General features: G+C 63.1%; 15 protein-coding genes. 3 read left to right on the top strand and 12 right to left on the bottom strand.

Annotation, left to right across the window (positions count from 1 at the left end; translation table 11 throughout):
* Positions 1–22 precede the first annotated feature (22 nt).
* Together recG and G6N78_RS14035 are read left to right on the top strand one after the other, a co-directional pair.
* On the top strand, positions 23–2,137 hold the full coding sequence (gene recG, locus G6N78_RS14040; RefSeq protein ID WP_165219451.1) for an ATP-dependent DNA helicase RecG: 2,115 nt from the start codon (positions 23–25) through the stop codon (positions 2,135–2,137).
* 162 nt (positions 2,138–2,299) lie between these two features.
* Positions 2,300–4,597: an FdhF/YdeP family oxidoreductase gene (locus G6N78_RS14035; RefSeq protein WP_165219449.1), complete on the top strand. Its 2,298-nt coding sequence runs from the start codon at positions 2,300–2,302 to the stop codon at positions 4,595–4,597.
* 46 nt (positions 4,598–4,643) lie between these two features.
* Here G6N78_RS14035 and G6N78_RS14030 read toward each other — a convergent pair whose 3' ends face one another.
* The 8 genes from G6N78_RS14030 to pcsA all read right to left on the bottom strand — a co-directional run bounded on the left by G6N78_RS14030 (position 4,644) and on the right by pcsA (position 14,460).
* Positions 4,644–5,324 carry a DUF502 domain-containing protein gene (locus tag G6N78_RS14030; protein WP_165219438.1) on the bottom strand — a complete coding sequence of 227 codons (681 nt, stop codon included), beginning with the start codon at positions 5,322–5,324 and terminating at the stop codon, positions 4,644–4,646.
* A 127-nt stretch (positions 5,325–5,451) separates the two neighbouring features.
* Positions 5,452–7,278, bottom strand: a complete 1,827-nt coding sequence (gene glmS / locus G6N78_RS14025) for a glutamine--fructose-6-phosphate transaminase (isomerizing) (RefSeq protein WP_165219436.1) — start codon at positions 7,276–7,278, stop codon at positions 5,452–5,454.
* Positions 7,279–7,386: 108 nt separating this feature from the next.
* Positions 7,387–8,748, bottom strand: a complete 1,362-nt coding sequence (glmU, locus tag G6N78_RS14020) for a bifunctional UDP-N-acetylglucosamine diphosphorylase/glucosamine-1-phosphate N-acetyltransferase GlmU (RefSeq protein WP_165219434.1) — start codon at positions 8,746–8,748, stop codon at positions 7,387–7,389.
* A 132-nt stretch (positions 8,749–8,880) separates the two neighbouring features.
* A complete protein-coding gene (locus G6N78_RS14015; RefSeq protein WP_165219432.1) occupies positions 8,881–9,954 on the bottom strand; it encodes a BMP family ABC transporter substrate-binding protein in 1,074 nt (357 codons plus the stop codon).
* Positions 9,955–9,998: 44 nt separating this feature from the next.
* A complete protein-coding gene (locus tag G6N78_RS14010; RefSeq protein ID WP_165221809.1) occupies positions 9,999–10,919 on the bottom strand; it encodes an ABC transporter permease in 921 nt (306 codons plus the stop codon).
* Positions 10,916–12,004 carry an ABC transporter permease gene (locus G6N78_RS14005; protein ID WP_165219430.1) on the bottom strand — a complete coding sequence of 363 codons (1,089 nt, stop codon included), beginning with the start codon at positions 12,002–12,004 and terminating at the stop codon, positions 10,916–10,918. The genes G6N78_RS14010 and G6N78_RS14005 overlap by 4 nt, the downstream gene beginning before the upstream one ends.
* Positions 11,994–13,580 carry an ABC transporter ATP-binding protein gene (locus G6N78_RS14000; protein ID WP_165219428.1) on the bottom strand — a complete coding sequence of 529 codons (1,587 nt, stop codon included), beginning with the start codon at positions 13,578–13,580 and terminating at the stop codon, positions 11,994–11,996. Before G6N78_RS14000 ends, G6N78_RS14005 begins: the two co-directional genes overlap by 11 nt.
* A 145-nt stretch (positions 13,581–13,725) precedes the next feature.
* Positions 13,726–14,460: a phosphatidylcholine synthase gene (gene pcsA, locus G6N78_RS13995; RefSeq protein WP_206531575.1), complete on the bottom strand. Its 735-nt coding sequence runs from the start codon at positions 14,458–14,460 to the stop codon at positions 13,726–13,728.
* A gap of 154 nt (positions 14,461–14,614) precedes the next feature.
* On the opposite strand from pcsA, the gene G6N78_RS13990 reads away from it, so the two are divergent.
* Positions 14,615–15,829: a UbiH/UbiF family hydroxylase gene (locus G6N78_RS13990; RefSeq protein ID WP_165219426.1), complete on the top strand. Its 1,215-nt coding sequence runs from the start codon at positions 14,615–14,617 to the stop codon at positions 15,827–15,829.
* Here G6N78_RS13990 and G6N78_RS13985 read toward each other — a convergent pair.
* The 4 genes from G6N78_RS13985 to G6N78_RS13970 form a co-directional block, all read right to left on the bottom strand.
* Positions 15,794–16,756 (bottom strand): AEC family transporter, encoded by a 963-nt coding sequence (locus G6N78_RS13985; RefSeq protein WP_165219424.1) that lies wholly within the window; start codon positions 16,754–16,756, stop codon positions 15,794–15,796. The genes G6N78_RS13990 and G6N78_RS13985 overlap by 36 nt on opposite strands.
* Before the next feature lie 49 nt (positions 16,757–16,805).
* The gene (locus G6N78_RS13980) at positions 16,806–17,552 is read right to left on the bottom strand and encodes a cytochrome c biogenesis CcdA family protein (protein WP_165219422.1); all 747 of its coding nucleotides are present in this window, start codon (positions 17,550–17,552) and stop codon (positions 16,806–16,808) included.
* 103 nt (positions 17,553–17,655) lie between these two features.
* On the bottom strand, positions 17,656–17,985 hold the full coding sequence (locus G6N78_RS13975) for a hypothetical protein (protein WP_165219420.1): 330 nt from the start codon (positions 17,983–17,985) through the stop codon (positions 17,656–17,658).
* 59 nt (positions 17,986–18,044) lie between these two features.
* Complete coding sequence (locus tag G6N78_RS13970) at positions 18,045–18,584, bottom strand: DUF2799 domain-containing protein (protein ID WP_234905806.1); 540 nt, start codon at positions 18,582–18,584, stop codon at positions 18,045–18,047.
* Positions 18,585–18,733: the final 149 nt, after the last annotated feature.

The following is an 18,733-nucleotide window of genomic DNA, read 5'->3' as shown; positions in this document are numbered from 1 at the left end:
ATTCCGACGCATTTTGCCGCCCATGCGCCCTGCTTTGCTCGATCCCCTGTTCGCTTCGGTCTCCAGCCTGCCCGGTATCGGGCCGAAACTGGCGGATCTGATCGCCCGCGTCACGAATCGCGAGGATGCGGAAGACTGCCGGGTGGTGGATGTTCTCTTCCATGCGCCCTCCTCCATCATCGACCGGCGCAACCGGCCGGGCATTGCGCTCGCCCCGCAAGGCGCCATCGTCACGCTTGAAGGCAGGATTGATCGCCACCAGCCGCCACCGGCCAATACGAACCAGCCCTACCGCGTCTTTCTGCATGACGAGACCGGCGAACTGGCTTTGACCTTCTTCCGGGTCAAGGGAAACTGGCTGGAAAAGGCGCTGCCCATCGACGAACAGGTCATGGTGAGCGGCAAGGTGGACTGGTTCAACGGCCGCGCCTCGATGGTGCATCCGGACCTGATGGTGAAAGTGTCGGACGCCGGCGAAATGCCGCTGGTCGAGCCGGTTTATCCGCTGACGGCCGGCCTGGTGCCGAAGGTGATGCGCCGTGCGGTGGAAGGTGCGGTTGCCCGCCTGCCGCGCTTTCCCGAATGGATGGACGACGCTCTTCAGGAGCGCCAGGGCCTGCCGGATGTGGCAGACGCCTTCCGACAGTTGCACGATCCGCGCGACGGTCATGACCTTGATCCGCAGGCGCCGGCCAGACGCAGGCTCGCCTACGACGAGTTCCTGGCCGGCCAGGTGTCTCTGGCCTTGGTGCGCCAGCGCATGCGCAAGGCCTCCGGCCGGCCGGTCCGGGCCGAGGGCCGCATCGGTCAGACCATTCGTGCCGCCCTGCCCTTTTCGCTGACCGGCAGCCAGGAGGTGGCGATTTCCGAAATCCGGGCCGACATGGCGAAAAGCGAGCGCATGCTGCGCCTCGTCCAGGGCGATGTCGGTGCCGGCAAGACGCTGGTGGCGCTGATGGCCATAGCCGATGTGGTGGAGGCCGGCGGCCAGGCGGTGCTGATGGCGCCGACGGAAATTCTTGCCCGCCAGCATTTTGCCACCATCAGCCGTTTTGCCGCCTCCGCCGGCCTGACGGTCGAGGTGCTGACCGGCCGGGTGAAAGGCAAGGAGCGCGAGGAGGTGATGGCCCGCATCGCATCGGGCGAAGCGCAGATCATCATCGGCACGCATGCGCTTTTCCAGGATGCGATCACCTATCACGACCTGATGCTCGCTGTGGTGGATGAACAGCACCGGTTCGGTGTGCACCAGCGGCTGAAGCTGACGGCCAAGGGCATCGCCCCGCATATGCTGGTGATGACGGCGACCCCCATTCCGCGCACCCTGGTGCTCGCCGCCTTCGGCGACATGGATGTGTCGAAGCTGACCGAAAAGCCCGCCGGCCGCAAACCGATCCAGACGGTGACCGTGCCGACGGAACGCACCGACGAGATCATCGCGCGGCTCCGCGCCGCCATCGGCGACGGCAAGAAGGCCTACTGGATCTGCCCGCTGGTGGAAGAATCGGAAGAGTCCGAACTGATGTCGGCGGAGGAACGCCATGCGGTTCTGACAAAGGCGCTCGGGGGCGCGATCGGTGCGAAGGTCGGCCTCGTGCATGGCCGCATGAACGGGGCCGAAAAAGATGCTGTAATGGCCGCCTTCAAGGCCGGCGATCTCCGCCTCTTGGTCGCCACCACCGTCGTCGAAGTCGGCGTCGACGTGCCGGATGCGACGATCATGGTGATCGAACATGCCGAACGCTTCGGCCTTGCGCAACTGCACCAGCTGCGCGGACGTGTGGGGCGCGGCGACGAGGCCTCCACCTGCATCCTGCTCTACAAGGGGCCGCTCGGCGAAACCGGCCGGGCGCGGCTCTCGATCCTCCGCGACAGCGAGGACGGTTTTCTGATCGCCGAGGAAGACCTGAAGCTGCGCGGCGAAGGCGAGCTTCTCGGCACCCGTCAGTCCGGCACGCCGGGTTTTCGCATCGCAAGCCTCGAAGCCCATGCCGATCTGCTGGAGATCGCCCGCAAGGATGCCGCCTATATCATCGAGAAGGACCCGGAACTGGTGAGCGAGCGCGGACAGGCACTGCGCGTCCTGCTCTACCTGCACCGGCGCGACGAGGCGATCCGCTATCTCCGGGCCGGCTGAGCGTTTGAGCTGCAGTCCGGGTTCGCCAGCAGACCCATGCGATTGCCGGGGATTAAGGCAAGACTTCGCCGCAATTCGACCTACATAGATGACATCCGTCAATTTCCAGGGCCCGCTCACGCCTTCCTTCTCGCGCCCTTACTTTTCAGCATCGGAGTCAGCATGTCCAGCAAACGCCCCCGCGGTATCGAGCCCTATGATGCGCCGGCCGGTGGCTGGGGAGCGCTGCGTGCCGTGGCAAAGAGCCTTGCCCACCAGCAGGTCGTCACGCAAGGCAGCGCAACGCTTCTGAAGGCGAACCAGCCGGACGGGTTCGACTGCCCCGGCTGCGCCTGGCCGGACCCCAAGCACACCTCGTCCTTCGAGTTCTGCGAAAATGGCGCCAAGGCGATTACCTGGGAATCGACGGCAAAGCGCGTTCCGCCGGAATTCTTCGCCCTGCACAGCGTCTCCGAACTCTGGTCCTGGCATGATCACCAGCTGGAGGATCAGGGCCGGCTCACTCATCCGATGATCTACGACGCGACCACTGATCGCTACAAGCCGATCGAGTGGAACGAGGCCTACCGGCTGATCGGGGAAGGCCTCAACGCGCTCGAAAACCCGCACCAGGCAGAATTCTACACCTCCGGCCGTGCCTCCAATGAAGCGGCGTTTCTGTTCCAGCTGTTCGTGCGCGCTTACGGAACCAACAATTTTCCCGACTGTTCGAACATGTGCCACGAAGCGACCAGCGTCGGTCTGCCGAAATCGATCGGCGTCGGCAAGGGCACGGTGCTTCTGGAGGATTTCGACCATTGCGACGCGATCTTCAGCTTCGGCCACAATCCCGGCACCAATCATCCGCGCATGATGGCGACGCTGCATGAGGCAGCCCGCCGCGGTGTCCCGATCATTGTGTTCAACCCGCTGAAGGAACGGGCGCTGCAGAAGTTCGCCTCGCCGCAGAATGCGGTCGAGATGGCAACCTTCTCCTCGACGCCGATTGCCTCCGCCTATCACCAAGTGAAAGCCGGCGGCGACCTGGCGGCGCTGAAGGGCATGATGAAGGCGATCTTCGAACGCGACGACGAAGCACGCGCCGCAGGCGGTGCCGGCGTGCTCGACCGTGCCTTCATTGACGAGCATACGCTGGGTCTCGACGACCTGCGCCGCGACATCGACGAGACATCCTGGGAGGCGATCACCCGTAAGTCCGGCCTCTCCCGCGCGGCGCTCACCAGCGCCGCCGATGTCTATATCAAGTCCGAACGGGTGATCGCCTGTTACGGCATGGGCATCACGCAGCACGCGCACGGCACGGAAAACGTCCAGCAACTCGCCAACCTTCTCTTGTTGCGCGGCAATATCGGCCGTGAGGGCGCCGGCATCTGCCCGCTGCGCGGCCATTCCAACGTGCAGGGCGACCGGACCGTCGGAATCACCGAGGTTCCGACCAAGGCCCTCCTCGACGGCATGGAACGGGCCTTCGGCTTCCGCCCGACGGCGGAGAGGGGCCACAATGCGGTGGAGACCATTGAGGCGATGCGAACCGGCGCGTCGAAGGCGCTGATCTGCCTCGGCGGCAATCTGCCGGTCGCGATGCCAGACTCGGACGTCTGCCTGGAGGCCATGCGCAAGCTGGATCTTTCGGTGCATATCGCAACGAAACTCAACCGTTCGCATCTGGCGCCCGGCCGCGTCACCCTCCTCCTGCCCTGCCTCGGACGGACGGATCTTGATGTGCAGGAAGGTGGGCCGCAATCGGTCACGGTCGAGGATTCCATGTCCATGGTGCACGCCTCGCGTGGTTTCCTCAACACGCCGGCCGAAACACTGCGCTCCGAACCGGCGATCGTCGCCGGCATGGCCAAGGCGACGCTCGGCGAGCGCTACGGCATCGACTGGGACGGCATGCTGGCGAACTACGACCGGATCCGCGACAAGATCGAAGTCGTCTTCCCGGATTTCCACGACTACAACCGCCGCGTCCGCGCCAAGGGCGGCTTCCGGCTCACCGTCGGCGCGTCCGACCGGCACTGGAACACCGAAACGGGCAAGGCCATGTTCCTCACCGCCCGCGGCCTTGAAGAAGACCTGCCGGTTGCGGACAGGGACGCGCTGCTTCTGACGACGCTGCGCTCGCACGACCAGTACAACACGACCATCTATGGCATGGATGACCGCTACCGCGGCGTCTTCGGCCGTCGCGACGTTATCTTCATCAATGCCGAGGATCTGCAGTCGCTCGGCATGGCCGAGGGGGATCTGATCGATGTCACGTCGATCTGGCGGGGCGATGACCGCACGCGCATGGTGAAAGCCTATACCGCCGTTGCCTATGACATCCCGCAAGGTTCGATTGCCGGTTATTATCCGGAAATGAACGTGCTCGTGGCGCTGGGCGATCACGACCCGAAATCGGGTACGCCGGCCTATAAGGGGGTCCCCGTGCGGGTCACACCGTCGCAAGGGGCCTGACCTCGCCAGATGTTCGAATGACACCAATGAGACCGCAGCGACGGTCTCAGTCCTGCGGAAGGGCCGGCGGCACCGTCGGCTTTGGTTTCCAGTCCGGTGAGATCAGCCCGCCCGAGATCAGAAGCTTCGCCGCGTCCTCTGGCGTCATGTCCAGCATGATGATCTTGTCTTTCGGCACGAAGATCAGGAAACCCGCCGTCGGCACGGGGGTCGGCGGCAGAAAGACCGCCATCATCTCCTCCCCCATTTCGTTGAAGCGTGACGCAAGTTCGCCTTGCGCTTCCGTCGAGATGAAGACGAGCGCCCAGGTGCCGGGACCGGGAAACTCGATCAGACCCACCTTCTTGAACGAGGTGGACTGGTCCTTCAGCACCGTCTCGAAGATCTGTTTGAGGCTCTTGTAGAGCGTGCGCACCAGGGGCGTGCGATGCAGCACCGATTCGCCGACATTGACAATCGACCGGCCGATCAGGTTCTTGCCGAGAAAACCGATGGCGGTGATGAAGATGACCGCGATCAACAGGCCGAGGCCGGGGATGGTAATGTCGAAATAATATTGCGGGTTGTACCGCTGCGGAATGTAGGGTGTCACCCAGCTGTCCGCCCAATCGATGAAGGCAAAGGTCAGCCAGATCGTGATGGCCAGCGGGGCGCAGATGATGAGGCCGGTCAGGAAGTTATTCCGCAGGCGGCCAAAAAACGTGATGCGTTCCGGAATATCCGTCATTGTGCTCGCTGCTCATGCTGCACCGCAAGGGCGGCGTGAAACCGGACAATGCCGGAGGCGTACCCCCGCCGCAAGCTCCAAAAGATGAAAACTTGGCAAGGCGGGACCTGACGCTTCCGCCTCAGGATCACTCCACGGTCACCGATTTCGCCAGATTGCGTGGCTGGTCGACATCGGTGCCCATGAAGACGGCCGTGTGATAGGCGAGCAGCTGGATCGGCAGCGCATAGATCATCGGCGTGATCACCTCGTCGACATTCGGCAGCACGATCGTCGCCATCGTCGGAAGCTTCGAGGCGGCAGCGCCCTTTTCGTCGGTGATGAAGATAATCTTGCCGCCGCGTGCCGCCACTTCCTGCATGTTGGAGACGGTCTTTTCGTAGAAGCGGTCGTGCGGGGCAATGACGATCACCGGCATGTTTTCGTCGATCAGCGCGATCGGCCCGTGCTTCAGCTCGCCGGCCGCATAGCCTTCCGCATGGATGTAGGAGATTTCCTTCAGCTTCAGCGCGCCTTCCAGCGCCAGCGGGTAGCTTGTACCGCGGCCGAGATAGAGCACATCCTTGAAGCGCGACAGATCGCGCGACAGCTGTTCGATCTGCGGCTGGATGAGGTTCAGCACCTTGCTCATCACCCGCGGCATTTCGATCAGATGCCGCACCAGCGCCTTTTCGTCCGCCTCCGTCAGTGTGCCACGCGCACGGCCCGCCTGGATGGAGAGCGCCGCGAGAACCGCGAGCTGGCAGCTAAAGGCCTTGGTCGAGGCGACCCCGATCTCCGGGCCGGCGAGGATCGGGAAGACCGCATCGGCCTCGCGGGCAATCGTCGATTCCTTGACGTTGACGATCGCCCCGATCGGCAGGCCCGCCTCCTTGCAATACCGCAGCGAAGCGAGCGTATCGGCGGTTTCGCCCGACTGCGAAATGAACAGCGCCGCCTGATCCTTGGAGAGCGGCAGTTCGCGGTAGCGGAATTCCGAGGCGACATCGATTTCCACCGGCAGGCGCGCATACCGCTCGAACCAGTATTTGCCGACGAGGCCGGAGAGATAGGCCGTGCCGCAGGCGGAAATGGCGAGCCCCTTCACCTTGGCAAAATCGATCGCCTCCCCCTGGCCTTTCACCGTCGCGGTGGCGAAATCCACATAGTGGCTGAGCGCGTGCGAAATGATCTCCGGCTGCTCGTAGATCTCCTTTTCCATGAAGTGGCGGTGATTGCCCTTATCGACCATGAGCGCGGCGGCCTGCGAGATCTGCACCGGACGCGAGACCGGCTTGCCGGCATAATCCATGATCTCGACACCGGCCGCCGTCATCACCGCGCAGTCGCCATCGACCAGATAGGTGATGCGGTTGGTGAAGGGGGCCAGCGCAATGGCATCGGAGCCCAAGAACATCTCGCCCTTGCCATGACCGATCGCCAGCGGCGGGCCGAAGCGGGCGCTGAGAATCGTGCCCGGATCATCGGCAAACATGACGACCAACGCATAGGCGCCGGAGACGCGGTTCAGCATGGCAAGCATCGCCGACTTGTGATCCAGGCCCTCGCGGGTGAATTTGGCGAGGAGATGCGCCACCACTTCCGTGTCGGTCTGGCTGGAAAAGACCGCACCTTCGGCGAGAAGTTCGTCGCGCAGTTCGGAAAAATTCTCGATGATGCCGTTGTGGACGACGGCCACGCCCTCGACGAAATGCGGATGGGCGTTCGTTTCATTCGGCACCCCATGCGTCGCCCAGCGCGTATGGGCAATGCCGATCGTGCCCGGAAGCGGGTCGCCCGCCAGCTTCTTTTCGAGGTTGAACAGTTTGCCCTCGGCGCGGCGGCGTTCCATCACCCCGTCATGGATGGTGGCGACACCGGCAGAATCGTAGCCGCGATATTCCAGCCGCCGCAGGGCATCGACCAGCCGCTCCGCAACCGGTTCCCTGCCGACAATGCCAACGATCCCGCACATATGAGCCTCATCTATTGTTGCGAACGCGCAAAAAGTCCTACCGCACCGCACGCCGGATGCAACGGCGGCGGGAGTCAATTTCCATTTCTTACCGTAACCGAGTGAACGTTACCGTTCCGCTTTTTTGGAGGCCTTGAGAGCCAAGGCCCGTTCTCGCACCACCTTCGCCCGCTCCGGCTTCACCTCCTGGCGCGCCCGGCCGAAAGCCAGCGCCTCATCAGGGATGTTTTCGGTGATGACGCTGCCGGAGGCGACATAGGCACCATTGCCGATCGAAACGGGCGCCACCAGCGCCGAGTTCGAGCCGATGAAGGCGTTTTCGCCGATCCGCGTCTCGTGCTTGTTCACGCCGTCATAGTTACAGGTGATGGTGCCGGCGCCGATATTGGTGCCCGCGCCAACCACGGCATCGCCGATATAGGTCAGATGATTGACCTTGGCGCCAGCGCCGATCTCGGCCTTCTTCACCTCGCAGAAATTGCCGACCTTGGCCCCTTCGGCGAGATTGGCACCCGGGCGCAGCCGCGCAAACGGCCCAACCGTGGCATCTTCTGCCACATGGGCGCCTTCCAGATGCGAAAAGGCATGGATGACCGCGCCCGTTTCCACCGTCACGCCAGGACCGAAAACGACATTCGGCTCGATCAGCACGTCCTGCGCCAGCACGGTGTCATGCGCAAGGAAGACGGTCTCCGGGGCAATCATCGACACACCCGACAGCATCAGGTCGTGGCGGCGACGCACCTGCCAGCTTGCTTCGAGCGCAGCGAGTTCCGCGCGTGTGTTGCAGCCGGCAAGTTCCGCTTCCGGCGCATCGATGGCCACAACCTTGCCGCCGTCGGCCCGGGCAATCTCGACGATGTCCGTCAGGTAGAACTCGCGCTTGGCATTCTTGTTGTCGATCTTGTCCAGCCACGACAGAGCGCGTGCGCCGTTGATCACCATCAGGCCGCTGTTGCACCAGGTGACCTTGCGCTCTTCGTCGGTGGCATCCTTCTCTTCCCGGATCGCGACCAGCTCGCCATCTTTAACCAGCAGCCGGCCATAACCGACGGGATTGGCGGCGTGGAAGCCGATCACGACCACATCCGCACCTTCGGCCAGCTTTGCACGCGCCGCAAGAAACGTCTCCGGCCTGACCAGCGGCACGTCCCCATAGGTCACGAGTACGTCGTCATACCCCTTGGCAATCGCCTCGCGCGCGGTCAGCACCGCATGGCCGGTGCCCCGCCGTTCGGTCTGCAGCACCGACGACACCGTCATCTCCGCAATCGATCCGGCCTTGGTGACCTTCTCCGCATCCCGCCCGACAACGAGCACCGCATCGCGCATGCCGGCCGCGCGCACGGAGGTCATCACATGCGCGATCATCGGCAGGCCGGCGATCGGATGCAGCACCTTCGACATCGAGGATTTCATCCGGGTGCTGTCGCCGGCGGCAAGGATCACGGCAAGGCAGGTGCGGGTCATGGGCTCTCCCTCAAATCAATCGAGCGCTTCTTATCAGCAGTCATGCGCTTTCGCCAACGGCGAACACCATGTGTCCCAAAATGCGGAAGGCGCCCGTGGGCGCCTTCCAGTTCCAATCGGTCAGACGAGCGCTTATTGCGGCAGCTTGTCGTCCACGCCTTCGATGTAGAAGTTCATGCCGAGCAGCGTGCCGTCATCGGCCTTTTCGCCGGCCTTCAGCCAGGCCGAACCATCCTGCTTGTTGATCGGGCCGGTGAACGGATGCAGTTCGCCGGACTTGATCTTGGCTTCGGTCTCTTCCGCCATCGCCTTCACGTCATCCGGCATGTTGGTGTAGGGCGCCATGGTGAGGATGCCATCCTTCAGGCCGTCCCAGATCTGCTCGGACTTCCAGGTGCCGTCGAGCAGCGCCTTGGTGCGCTTGATGTAATAGGCGCCCCAGGTATCGACGATGGCGGTCAACTGCGTCTTCGGGCCGGCAGCGATCATGTCGGAGGCCTGGCCGAAGGCGAGAATGCCACGCTCGGCAGCCACCTGCATCGGAGCGGTCGTGTCGGTGTGCTGGGTCAGGATATCGACGCCCTGGTCGATCAGCGCCTTGGCGGCATCGGCTTCCTTGCCCGGGTCGAACCAGGTGTTGGCCCAGACGACCTTCAGCTTGAAGTTCGGGTTGACCGACTTGGCACCCAGTTCAAAGGCGTTGATGCCCATGACGACTTCCGGGATCGGGAAGGAGGCGATGTAACCAGCAAGACCCTTCTTCGACATCTTCGCGGCAATCTGGCCCTGAATGTAGCGGCCTTCATAGAAACGCGAATTGTAGGTGGCGAGGTTGTCAGCCGACTTGAAGCCGGTCGCGTGTTCGAACTTTACCTTCGGGAACTTCTGCGCCACCTTCACGGTCGCATCCATGAAGCCGAAGGAGGTGGTGAAGATCATCGCGCAGCCGGAACGGGCCATGCGTTCGATCGCGCGTTCGGCATCCGGACCTTCCGGAACGCTTTCGAGATAAGGCGTCTCGATCTTGTCTCCCATGGTCTTCTGCAGTTCCTGCCGGCCGATATCATGGGCCTGCGTCCAACCGCCGTCGGTCTTCGTGCCAACGTAGACGAAGCAGACCTTGGTCTTTTCCTGAGCCTGCGCGCCGCTGACGAAGCCGCCAAGGGCGGCGGCCGTTGCGGCCAGTGCGATGATGAGCTTCTTCATATTCAACCTCTGTTTGGCTTGAAGCTGCGAAAGGGTCGGCCGCGTCAGCGATCCGGAACGAAGGGTTTCCCCAGGCATGCCGGCGTATTGATGAGCGTCGTGCGGCGATTATGCGAAATGATGATGAGAACGACAATAGTGACGGCGTAAGGCAGCATCGACAGGAACTGCGAGGGAATGCCGACCCCGAAGGCCTGGGCGTGCAACTGCAGAATGCCGACCGCCCCGAAGATGTAGCCGCCGATCAGCACGCGCCATGGCCGCCAGGAGGCAAACACCACCAGCGCGAGCGCGATCCAGCCGCGGCCGGCCGTCATGTTCTCCACCCATTGCGGCGTGTAGACGAGCGAGAGCTGCGCGCCCGCCAGGCCTGCACAGGCACCGCCGAACATGACCGCCAGATAGCGGGTGCGGATGACATCGATGCCAAGCGCATGCGCGGACCCATGGCTGTCGCCAATCGCGCGCAGCTTGAGGCCGGAGCGGCTGCGGAACAGGAACCAGTTGACGCCAATGACGAGGGCGATCGACAGGTAGAAGGTGATGTCCTGGCGGAAGAGTAGCGGTCCGACGAACGGTATGTCGGAGAGGACCGGAAAGACGATCGGCGACAGCTTGACGCCCGGAATGCCGACGAAGCTTTCGCCCAGCTGGCCGGAGAGCCCGAGACCGAGAAGCGTCAGCGCCAGGCCCGTCGCCACCTGGTTGGTGACGAGCGTCAGCGTCAGAAAACCGAAGAGCAGCGAAAACAGAGCTCCGCCCAGAATACCGGCCAGCACGCCGAAGAGCGGCACGCCGGTGAGATAGGAGCCGGCAAAGGCGCAGACGGCACCCATGATCATCATGCCCTCGACGCCGAGGTTGAGCACGCCGGCGCGTTCGGTCACCAGTTCGCCCATGGCGGCGATGACGAGCGGTGTCGCGGCGGTAATGATGGTCAGAAGAATGGCTTCGATCATGATCAGGACCTCGCCGCCGGGGCACGGCCCGCACCGAAAATGACGCGCACGCGGTAGAGGATCAGCGTGTCGCAGGACAGCACGAAGAACAAAAGCAGCCCCTGGAACACGCGGGTCACCTTGTCGGACACGCCGAGCGACAACTGCGCCGCTTCGCCGCCGAGATAGGTCAGCGCCAGAACGAACCCCGAGGCGATGATGCCGAGCGGATTGAGACGTCCGAGAAAGGCAACAATGATGGCGGTAAAGCCGTAACCCGGCGAAATGCTGGGCTGCAGGTGGCCGATGGAGCCCGAGACTTCCGAAATGCCGGCAAGCCCAGCGAGCGCACCCGACAGCATCATCGAGAACCAGACCATGCGGCGACCGGAAAAGCCGGCAAACCGCCCTGCCCGCTCCGAGCGGCCCAGCACGCTGACCTCGAACCCCTTCAGCATGAAGCGCATCATGAACCAGATGGCGACCGCTGCGACGAGCGCAAAGACGATGCCCCAATGCGCGCGACCGGATTCCAGGATCTCCGGCAGCACCGCCTCGGTCGAAAAACTGATCGACTGCGGGAAGTTGAAGCCCTTCGGATCGCGCCAGAGGCCGCGCACCAGCCAGTCGAGGAACAGCTGGGCGATATAGACCAGCATCAGGCTGACGAGGATTTCGTTGGTGTTGAAACGCGTCTTCAGAAGCGCAGGGATCGCGGCATAGAGCGCGCCGCCGATCGCACCCATGATCAGCATCAGCGGCAGGACCAGAACCGAATGCCATTGCGGCACGAGAATCGGCAGGATCGAGCCCGTAATCGCGCCGATGGTGAACTGGCCTTCGGCACCGATGTTCCAGTTGTTCGACCGGTAGCAGACGGCAAGGCCCACCGCGATCAGGATCAGCGGGGCCGCCTTGATCGCCAGTTCATGCAGCGACCAGACTTCCAGCAGCGGTTCGACAAAGAAGCTGTAAAGCGCATGGCCCGGATTCTTGCCGAGCATCCAGAACATGATGGCGCCAAAGATCAGCGTCAGCGCCAGCGCAAGAAGCGGCGAGACGATGGCAAACAGGCCGGAGGCGCTGGCGCGTCGTTCGAGTTCAATGCGCATGGGCACCTCCCGCGTCAGCGCCCATATGCGCGGTCGAATCATGGATGCCGCCCATCAGCAGGCCGATCTTCTCCAGTGTCAGTTCGCCGGCCGGATAGGGTTGCGACAGTCTGCCTTCCGAAATGACGGCGATGGTGGTAGCCACCTCGAAGATTTCGTCGAGATCCTGGCTGATGACGATCACCGCGGAGCCGGCCCGCGCCAGATCGATCAGCGACTGGCGAATACGGCTGGCGGCACCCGCATCCACACCCCAGGTCGGCTGGTTGACGACAAGCACGGAGGGTTGACGGTCCAGTTCACGGCCGATGATGAATTTCTGCAGATTGCCGCCCGAAAGCGAACCGGCAGCCGGATCCTCACCGCTCTTGCGCACGTCCATCACCTGACAGATCCGCTTGGCAGTGGACCGGATCACGTCGTGACGGATGATCGCCGCGAGCCCGCCGGTCAGAAAGGCGGCACGGTCGGACTGGGTGCGCGACAGAAGCAGGTTGTCCGAGAGCGCCATATCGGAGACCGCGGCATGGCCGTGCCGCTCCTCCGGCACGAAACCGGCACCCAGCAATCGGCGACCGTTGATGCCGGTGCGTCCGACCGCCTTTCCGCCGAGGCGGATCGCCTCATTGTCGGAGACCGGATATTCGCCGGAGAGCGCATCGAAGAGTTCGCCCTGTCCGTTGCCGGCCACACCGGCAATCGCCAGCACCTCTCCGGCCTTTACCTTGAGCGCCACATCCTTCAGCGTCACGGCAAAGGGCGTGCGGGCAGGCACGGTCAGATTTGCCACATCGATCAGCACATCGCCGAGACGGGATGCGCCTTCGCGCACGACGGAAGCGACATCCGCCCCCACCATCATGCGGGCAAGCGAGGCCGGTGTCTCGCGCTTTGGATCGCAGGCGCCGGTCACCTTGCCGTGGCGAAGAACGGTCGCGCGGTCGCAGATGCGCTGCACCTCTTCCAGGCGGTGGCTGATATAGAGCACCGAACGGCCTTCGGAGCGCAGCTTGAACAGCGTCTCGAACAGCTTGTCGGCCTCCTGCGGCGTCAGCACGGAGGTCGGCTCGTCGAGAATGATGAGTTTCGGGTTCTGCAGCAGCGCCCGCACGATCTCGATGCGCTGGCGCTCGCCGACGGACAGGTCCGCCACATGCGCGTTCGGATCGAGCGGCAGACCATAGGCTTTCGAAAGCGAGGCGGCTTCTTCGGCGATCTTGGCGAGCGGGATTTTTGGATCCATCGAGAGCGCGATGTTTTCCGCCACCGTCAGCGCCTCGAAGAGCGAGAAGTGCTGGAACACCATGCCGATCCCGAGATGACGCGCCTCGCCGGGAGAGGTGATCGAGACAGGCCTTCCATCCCACAGGATACGGCCTTCGCTCGGCTGCAAGACGCCGAACAGCATCTTCACCAGCGTGGATTTGCCCGCACCGTTCTCGCCCAGAAGCGCATGAATCTCACCCGGCTGGATAGCAAGGTCGATCCCGCTGCAGGCGGCAAACGTGCCGAAATATTTGGTCAGCCCCTGAATCTTGAGAAGCGAACCCGTGGCAGGAGCCTCGACGTTAGTCACTCATATCCCCTCATTCACCCCGCGCCTACCTTCTTTCGAGGCTTTTTGGCTGCGGCAATGTCCTATCGGCCAGCGCCGACGCGGCTCATGATTGATACCGGTTTTGTTGCCTTGCACAACAAATAAGTCGAGCCGTGGGGCGACTTTAACGGTTTTTCCCAAGATTGGGAAAGAGCTGCAGGATGCCGCCGATGCAAAAGAGGTAGATGCCGGTGATCACGACACCCCAGACAAGCCAGGCGGGTGAATCGAAATGCAGGAGCAGCGAATAGCCGGACAGCGCGCACCACAGAAAGAAGATGCCGAGGTTGAGGCCGCGCAGCCGCTTGACCCGCACCGGATGCAGGAAATGGATCGGCAGGAAGGTGAGGAACACGGCAGCCGTCACGACGATCAGCGCCGTCGTTTCGCTCGCCTTGATGACGAAGAGCGTCAGGATGAGCATGTTCCAGACCACCGGAAAACCGGAGAAGAAATACTCGTCGGTCTTCATGCCGGTATCGGCGTAATAGATGGCGCTGGACACCACGATCATGCCAGCAGCGACAAAGGACCAGGTCTCGCCGATCATGCCGCTCTGGTAGAGCGCAAAGGCCGGCAGAAGCACATAGGTCACATAGTCGATGATGTTGTCGAGCGTATCGCCGGACCAGTTGGGCAAAACTTCCTTCACCCGCACCTTGCGGGCGATCGGCCCGTCAATCCCGTCGATCAGGAGCGCAAGGCCAAGCCACCACCACATGTCGACAAAGCGGTGTTCGGCGGCGGCCACCACGCCGAGAAAGGCGAGGAAGGAGCCGGATGCCGTCAGCACATGCACGGAAAACGCCCGGATCTCGGCATAGGGCACTTTGCGGTAGTTGAAGATTCGCCTGATCACGCCCTGCTCCGAAATGCTTTGCTGCAGGTGAGGATATGCGGCCAATCGGCGCGCTTTGCAACCATTCCGCATCGCTTGATCAACAGGCCATGGAATAAGATCGCAAGTTTGCCTACATACGCACCCATCGAGAACCGACAGAGAAGAACGGATCATGCAGGACATCGAGATCGCCGTCGTCGGAGAAGGTCTGGCCGGCTCCATCGCCGCACTCGCACTCGCACGGGCGGGCCGCAAGGTGCTGATCATCGCCCCGAAAGGCGAGCGCAGGGACGAACGCACCACGGCGCTGATGGATCAATCGATCCGTTTCGTCGATTCGCTCGGGATCTGGGACGAGATTGCCGCCGAATCCGCGCCTCTGTCGACCATGCAGATTCTCGACGGCACCAAACGCCTGTTCCGCGCACCGCCGGCGCAGTTCCGCGCCGCCGATGTCGGCCTCTATGCCTTCGGCTACAACATCCCGAACAAGGTCCTGCTGTCTGTTCTGGCACGCGCCATTGCCGATGAACCGAATATCGAACGTCTGGAGGCAAGCCTGACGACCATTGACGTGTCCGGCGATCTCGCGACGCTTTCCCTGTCGACTGGCGAGGTCGTCACGGCAAAGGCCGTCATCGGCGCGGATGGGCGCGGCTCGAAGGTCAGAGAAGGCGCCGGCATCAGCACGCGCCGCTGGTCCTATCCGCAGACGGCCGTTGTGCTGAACTTTGCCCATGAACAGCCGCACAACAACGTCTCCACCGAGTTCCACACCGAAACGGGCCCGGCGACCCAGGTTCCCCTGCCCGGCAACCGCTCCAGCCTCGTCTGGGTCGTGCGCCCGGAAGAGGCCTCGCGGCTTCTCTCCCTCGACAATGCCGCCCTGTCGCTCGCGGTCGAAGAGCGCGTGCAGTCGATGCTGGGCAAGGTGACGGTCGAGCCGGGTGCCGAATCCTGGCCGCTCTCCAGCCTCATGGCCGACCGTTTCGGCAAGGGGCGCGTGGCGCTGATCGGCGAGGCGGCCCACGCCTTCCCGCCCATCGGTGCGCAGGGGCTCAACCTGTCGCTGCGCGACGTCATGGAACTGGTCGCGTTGCTGAAGACGAGCGGCGACAGCCCGATCGGCGCCGATTTCGGCGACCGGTTCAACCGCAAGCGCCGGCCGGACATCATGACCCGCACCTTCGGCGTCGATCTGCTCAACCGCTCACTGCTCTCGGATTTCGTGCCGATGCAGGTGGCCCGCGCCGCAGGTCTGCATCTCATCACTGCCGTTGGCCCCTTGCGCAACGTCCTGATGCGTGAGGGCATCGAGCCCGGTCGCAGCCTGAAGGATCTGGCCGAGACTCTACGGCATCCCTTCAGCCGGAAGCAGGCCGGCTGAAATCAGGTACAAGACCACCGGCAGTGTCAGGATCGAGAGCACCGTGGTGATCAGCACGGTGGCCGACGCCCGCTCCTGCCACACCCCGTAATGCTGGCTGATGACGAAGACGTTGGTGGCGGTCGGCAGCGCCGCCAAAAGCACGGCCGAATGCATCCAGATCGGCTCGATCCCGCCGATGGCCCTCAGTGCCCCGTACATGACAGCTGGAAGCAGCACGAGTTTTGCCGCAGCGATATAGCCGATCTCGACCGGCACGCGTTTCAGCGGCCGAAGCGCGAGCGTCACACCCATGGCAAACAGCGCACAGGGTGCGGCTGCCTGCGCCAGATAGTCGATCAGCCGGGTCGCGGCGTCCGGCAATTGCAGATCAAGCGCCGCCACCGCAAAACCTGCCGCCGTCGACAGGATGAACGGGTGCAGGACAACCCGCTTGATCACATCCACCGCAAGCTTGAGCGGCGGTCGTTCGTCGCCGCCGGCCAGCGCCATCATCGCCGGTGCGGTGATGAAATGCAGCGCGTTTTCAAAGCAGACGATCAGCGCCACCGGCACCGCCGCCTGATCGCCGAGCGCCAGCAGGGCAAGCCCCGGCCCCATGTAGCCAATATTGCCGTAAGCCCCGCCGAACGCCTGGATCGTGCTGTCGCCAAAACTGGCCCGCCGGACGAAAAAGCCGACGAGAAACACCACCGCATAGACGGCATAGGTTGCGACAAGCTGCGTCAGGATGAAATCGACGCGCGTCAGATCCTCGATCGGCGTGCGTGATACCAGCTTGAAGAACAGTGCTGGCAAGGCCGCGTAGACGATGAAGATATTCATCCAGCCAAGAGCTTCCGCTCCCTGCCGGGAGACCCTGGCGGCGACATATCCGATCAGGATCAGACCGAAAAAGGGAAAAAGAAGCGCTAGAATGGCTGCCATGAAACTCCTCCGCTCCCGCACCGGTTGCGGCGGGGCGTCGCCCGGAGGCTTAGCCGATTTGGGTCAGGATTGGAAAGGTCTGCTGGAACCAGATCGCCATGTCGCTGACGAACCCGAAGATGAAGGCAAGACCGGTCACGACCAGAAGACCGCCCATGATCTTTTCCACCGCGCCGAGGTGCCGGCGAAAGCGCGACAGGAAGCGCATGAACGCCCCGGAAAAGGCCGCGGCAATCCAGAAGGGAACCGCAAGGCCGAGCGAATAGATGGCGAGCAGCACCGCCCCGTCGCCCACGGTCTCGCGCGAGGCGGCAATGCCGAGGATGGCGCCCAGCACCGGGCCGATGCAGGGCGTCCAGCCGAAGGCAAAGGCAAGGCCCATCACATAGGCGCCGGAGATCGTGGCCGGCTTGCCGCCGGACTGGAAGCGCGCCTCCCGGGAGAGCAGGCCGATGCGGAAGAGACCAAGGAAATTCAGGCCCATGACGATGATGATCAGGCCGCCGATCTTGGAAAGAAGATCCATGTGCTGGCGCAGAAGCATGCCGATCGAACTGGCGCCCGCGCCGAGCGCCACGAAGACGGTGGCAAACCCCAGCGTGAAGAACAGCGACGAAAACAGCACCGCCCGACGCGCGGTAACCGTCTCCACCCTCGCCTCGCCGCGGAACTGATCGACGGAAATGCCGGCCATGTAACAGAGATAGGGCGGCACCAGCGGCAGCACGCATGGTGACAGGAAGGATAGCGCACCGGCCAGAAGCGCACTCAGCAGGGAAATTTCGGCAATCGACAAGGTCTACTCCGCATCGCGTTCGCCCTCTCATACGGCGCGCCTGCCGGCGGTGCCAATCACCTTTTGCTGCACGGAGAGAGGCATCTTGCCGCGCCGACCTGCGTCACCGGGGCCTGCGGGCCGTCCACCACAGCAGAAACAGCAACCCGCAACAGACGATTGTCGCCGGCCAGAAATCGGTCATCTGGTCGAAGGACCAGCGCCACATGGCATAGGCATCGATCTGCGGCGGCGGCATCGAGACGCTCACCTCATAGTCACGTTTCTCACGCCCATGAAAATGGCCGATGGCAAAGACGAGGCCCAGTGCCAGCGCCTGGCGGGTTGTGACCCAGGGCCGAAAGAGAACAGCCACCACACCCGCGAGGGCCAGCGCCTCGACGATGTGTCCCGCCCAGTCCCACTCCGCCTGGATGTAATTCCAATCGATCATCCCGGCCCCTCGGTTCCTGCGTCGTCACGTCCAAACCCGCAGAGGCCGGTGCCGATCCATCAATAGCCCGGAACCGGCAGAGGCGCCTTCGGATTGGCACGGAACCAATCGACATCGCGCTGTGCCTGATCGACATCATACTGGCGATCCGGCATCTCGCGCTGGGCACGACGGATATCCCGGTCGAGGTCATCGATCTCGTTGCGGATATTGCGGCGCTGGTTGTCGTCCTTCGCCTCCTTCAGGGCGCGGTAGCGTTCATCCATCCGGCTTTCCTTCGAACTGATCTCGCCTCGCAGCGAATCAATCCGCGACCGGGCGTCGTGCAGCTTGCGACCGAGCCCATATCCGCGCAGAAAACCTTCGCTCGTCTGCGGCGGGCAGACGCTGTAATAGGTGTCGCCTGCCTCACCCCGCGCGAGACCATTGAGCGGCGTGCAGTAACGCTGCAGACCCACCTGATAGCCTTCGTTCCACTTGGTCTGGTCCGGCACGATCTTGACGCGGGCGCAGGATTCCACATGCGCGCCAAACCGATCCTGCGGGCTGTAGCCCGCGGCTCCATCCGCATCACCGATCACCCGCCAGTCGGCGGCCATGCATTCCTCTTTCGACATGGAATGGCACGAGGCAAGGAGCAGGAGCCCGAACAGCCCCGCACACAAAAACAGTAAACGCATCATGAAAACCCCCGAGATCACGTAGCGTGAGCGTTATAGTAAATAGTTTCTGAATACGCCATGAAGCG

It is taken from the genome of Allorhizobium pseudoryzae (assembly GCF_011046245.1).
Classification (GTDB): Bacteria; Pseudomonadota; Alphaproteobacteria; order Rhizobiales; family Rhizobiaceae; genus Neorhizobium; species Neorhizobium pseudoryzae.
Note: the sequence above shows the minus strand (reverse complement) of the source record. Positions and strands in the feature narration are given on the sequence as shown.

Coding starts and splice junctions, on each gene's coding strand:
- recG (WP_165219451.1), top strand. CDS start 23: ATGCGCCCTGCTTTGCTCGATCCCCTGTTCGCTTCGGTCTCCAGCCTG.
- G6N78_RS14035 (WP_165219449.1), top strand. CDS start 2,300: ATGTCCAGCAAACGCCCCCGCGGTATCGAGCCCTATGATGCGCCGGCC.
- G6N78_RS14030 (WP_165219438.1), bottom strand. CDS start 5,324: ATGACGGATATTCCGGAACGCATCACGTTTTTTGGCCGCCTGCGGAAT.
- glmS (WP_165219436.1), bottom strand. CDS start 7,278: ATGTGCGGGATCGTTGGCATTGTCGGCAGGGAACCGGTTGCGGAGCGG.
- glmU (WP_165219434.1), bottom strand. CDS start 8,748: ATGACCCGCACCTGCCTTGCCGTGATCCTTGCCGCCGGCGACAGCACC.
- G6N78_RS14015 (WP_165219432.1), bottom strand. CDS start 9,954: ATGAAGAAGCTCATCATCGCACTGGCCGCAACGGCCGCCGCCCTTGGC.
- G6N78_RS14005 (WP_165219430.1), bottom strand. CDS start 12,004: ATGCGCATTGAACTCGAACGACGCGCCAGCGCCTCCGGCCTGTTTGCC.
- G6N78_RS13990 (WP_165219426.1), top strand. CDS start 14,615: ATGCAGGACATCGAGATCGCCGTCGTCGGAGAAGGTCTGGCCGGCTCC.
- G6N78_RS13985 (WP_165219424.1), bottom strand. CDS start 16,756: ATGGCAGCCATTCTAGCGCTTCTTTTTCCCTTTTTCGGTCTGATCCTG.
- G6N78_RS13975 (WP_165219420.1), bottom strand. CDS start 17,985: ATGATCGATTGGAATTACATCCAGGCGGAGTGGGACTGGGCGGGACAC.
- G6N78_RS13970 (WP_234905806.1), bottom strand. CDS start 18,584: ATGGCCGCCGACTGGCGGGTGATCGGTGATGCGGATGGAGCCGCGGGC.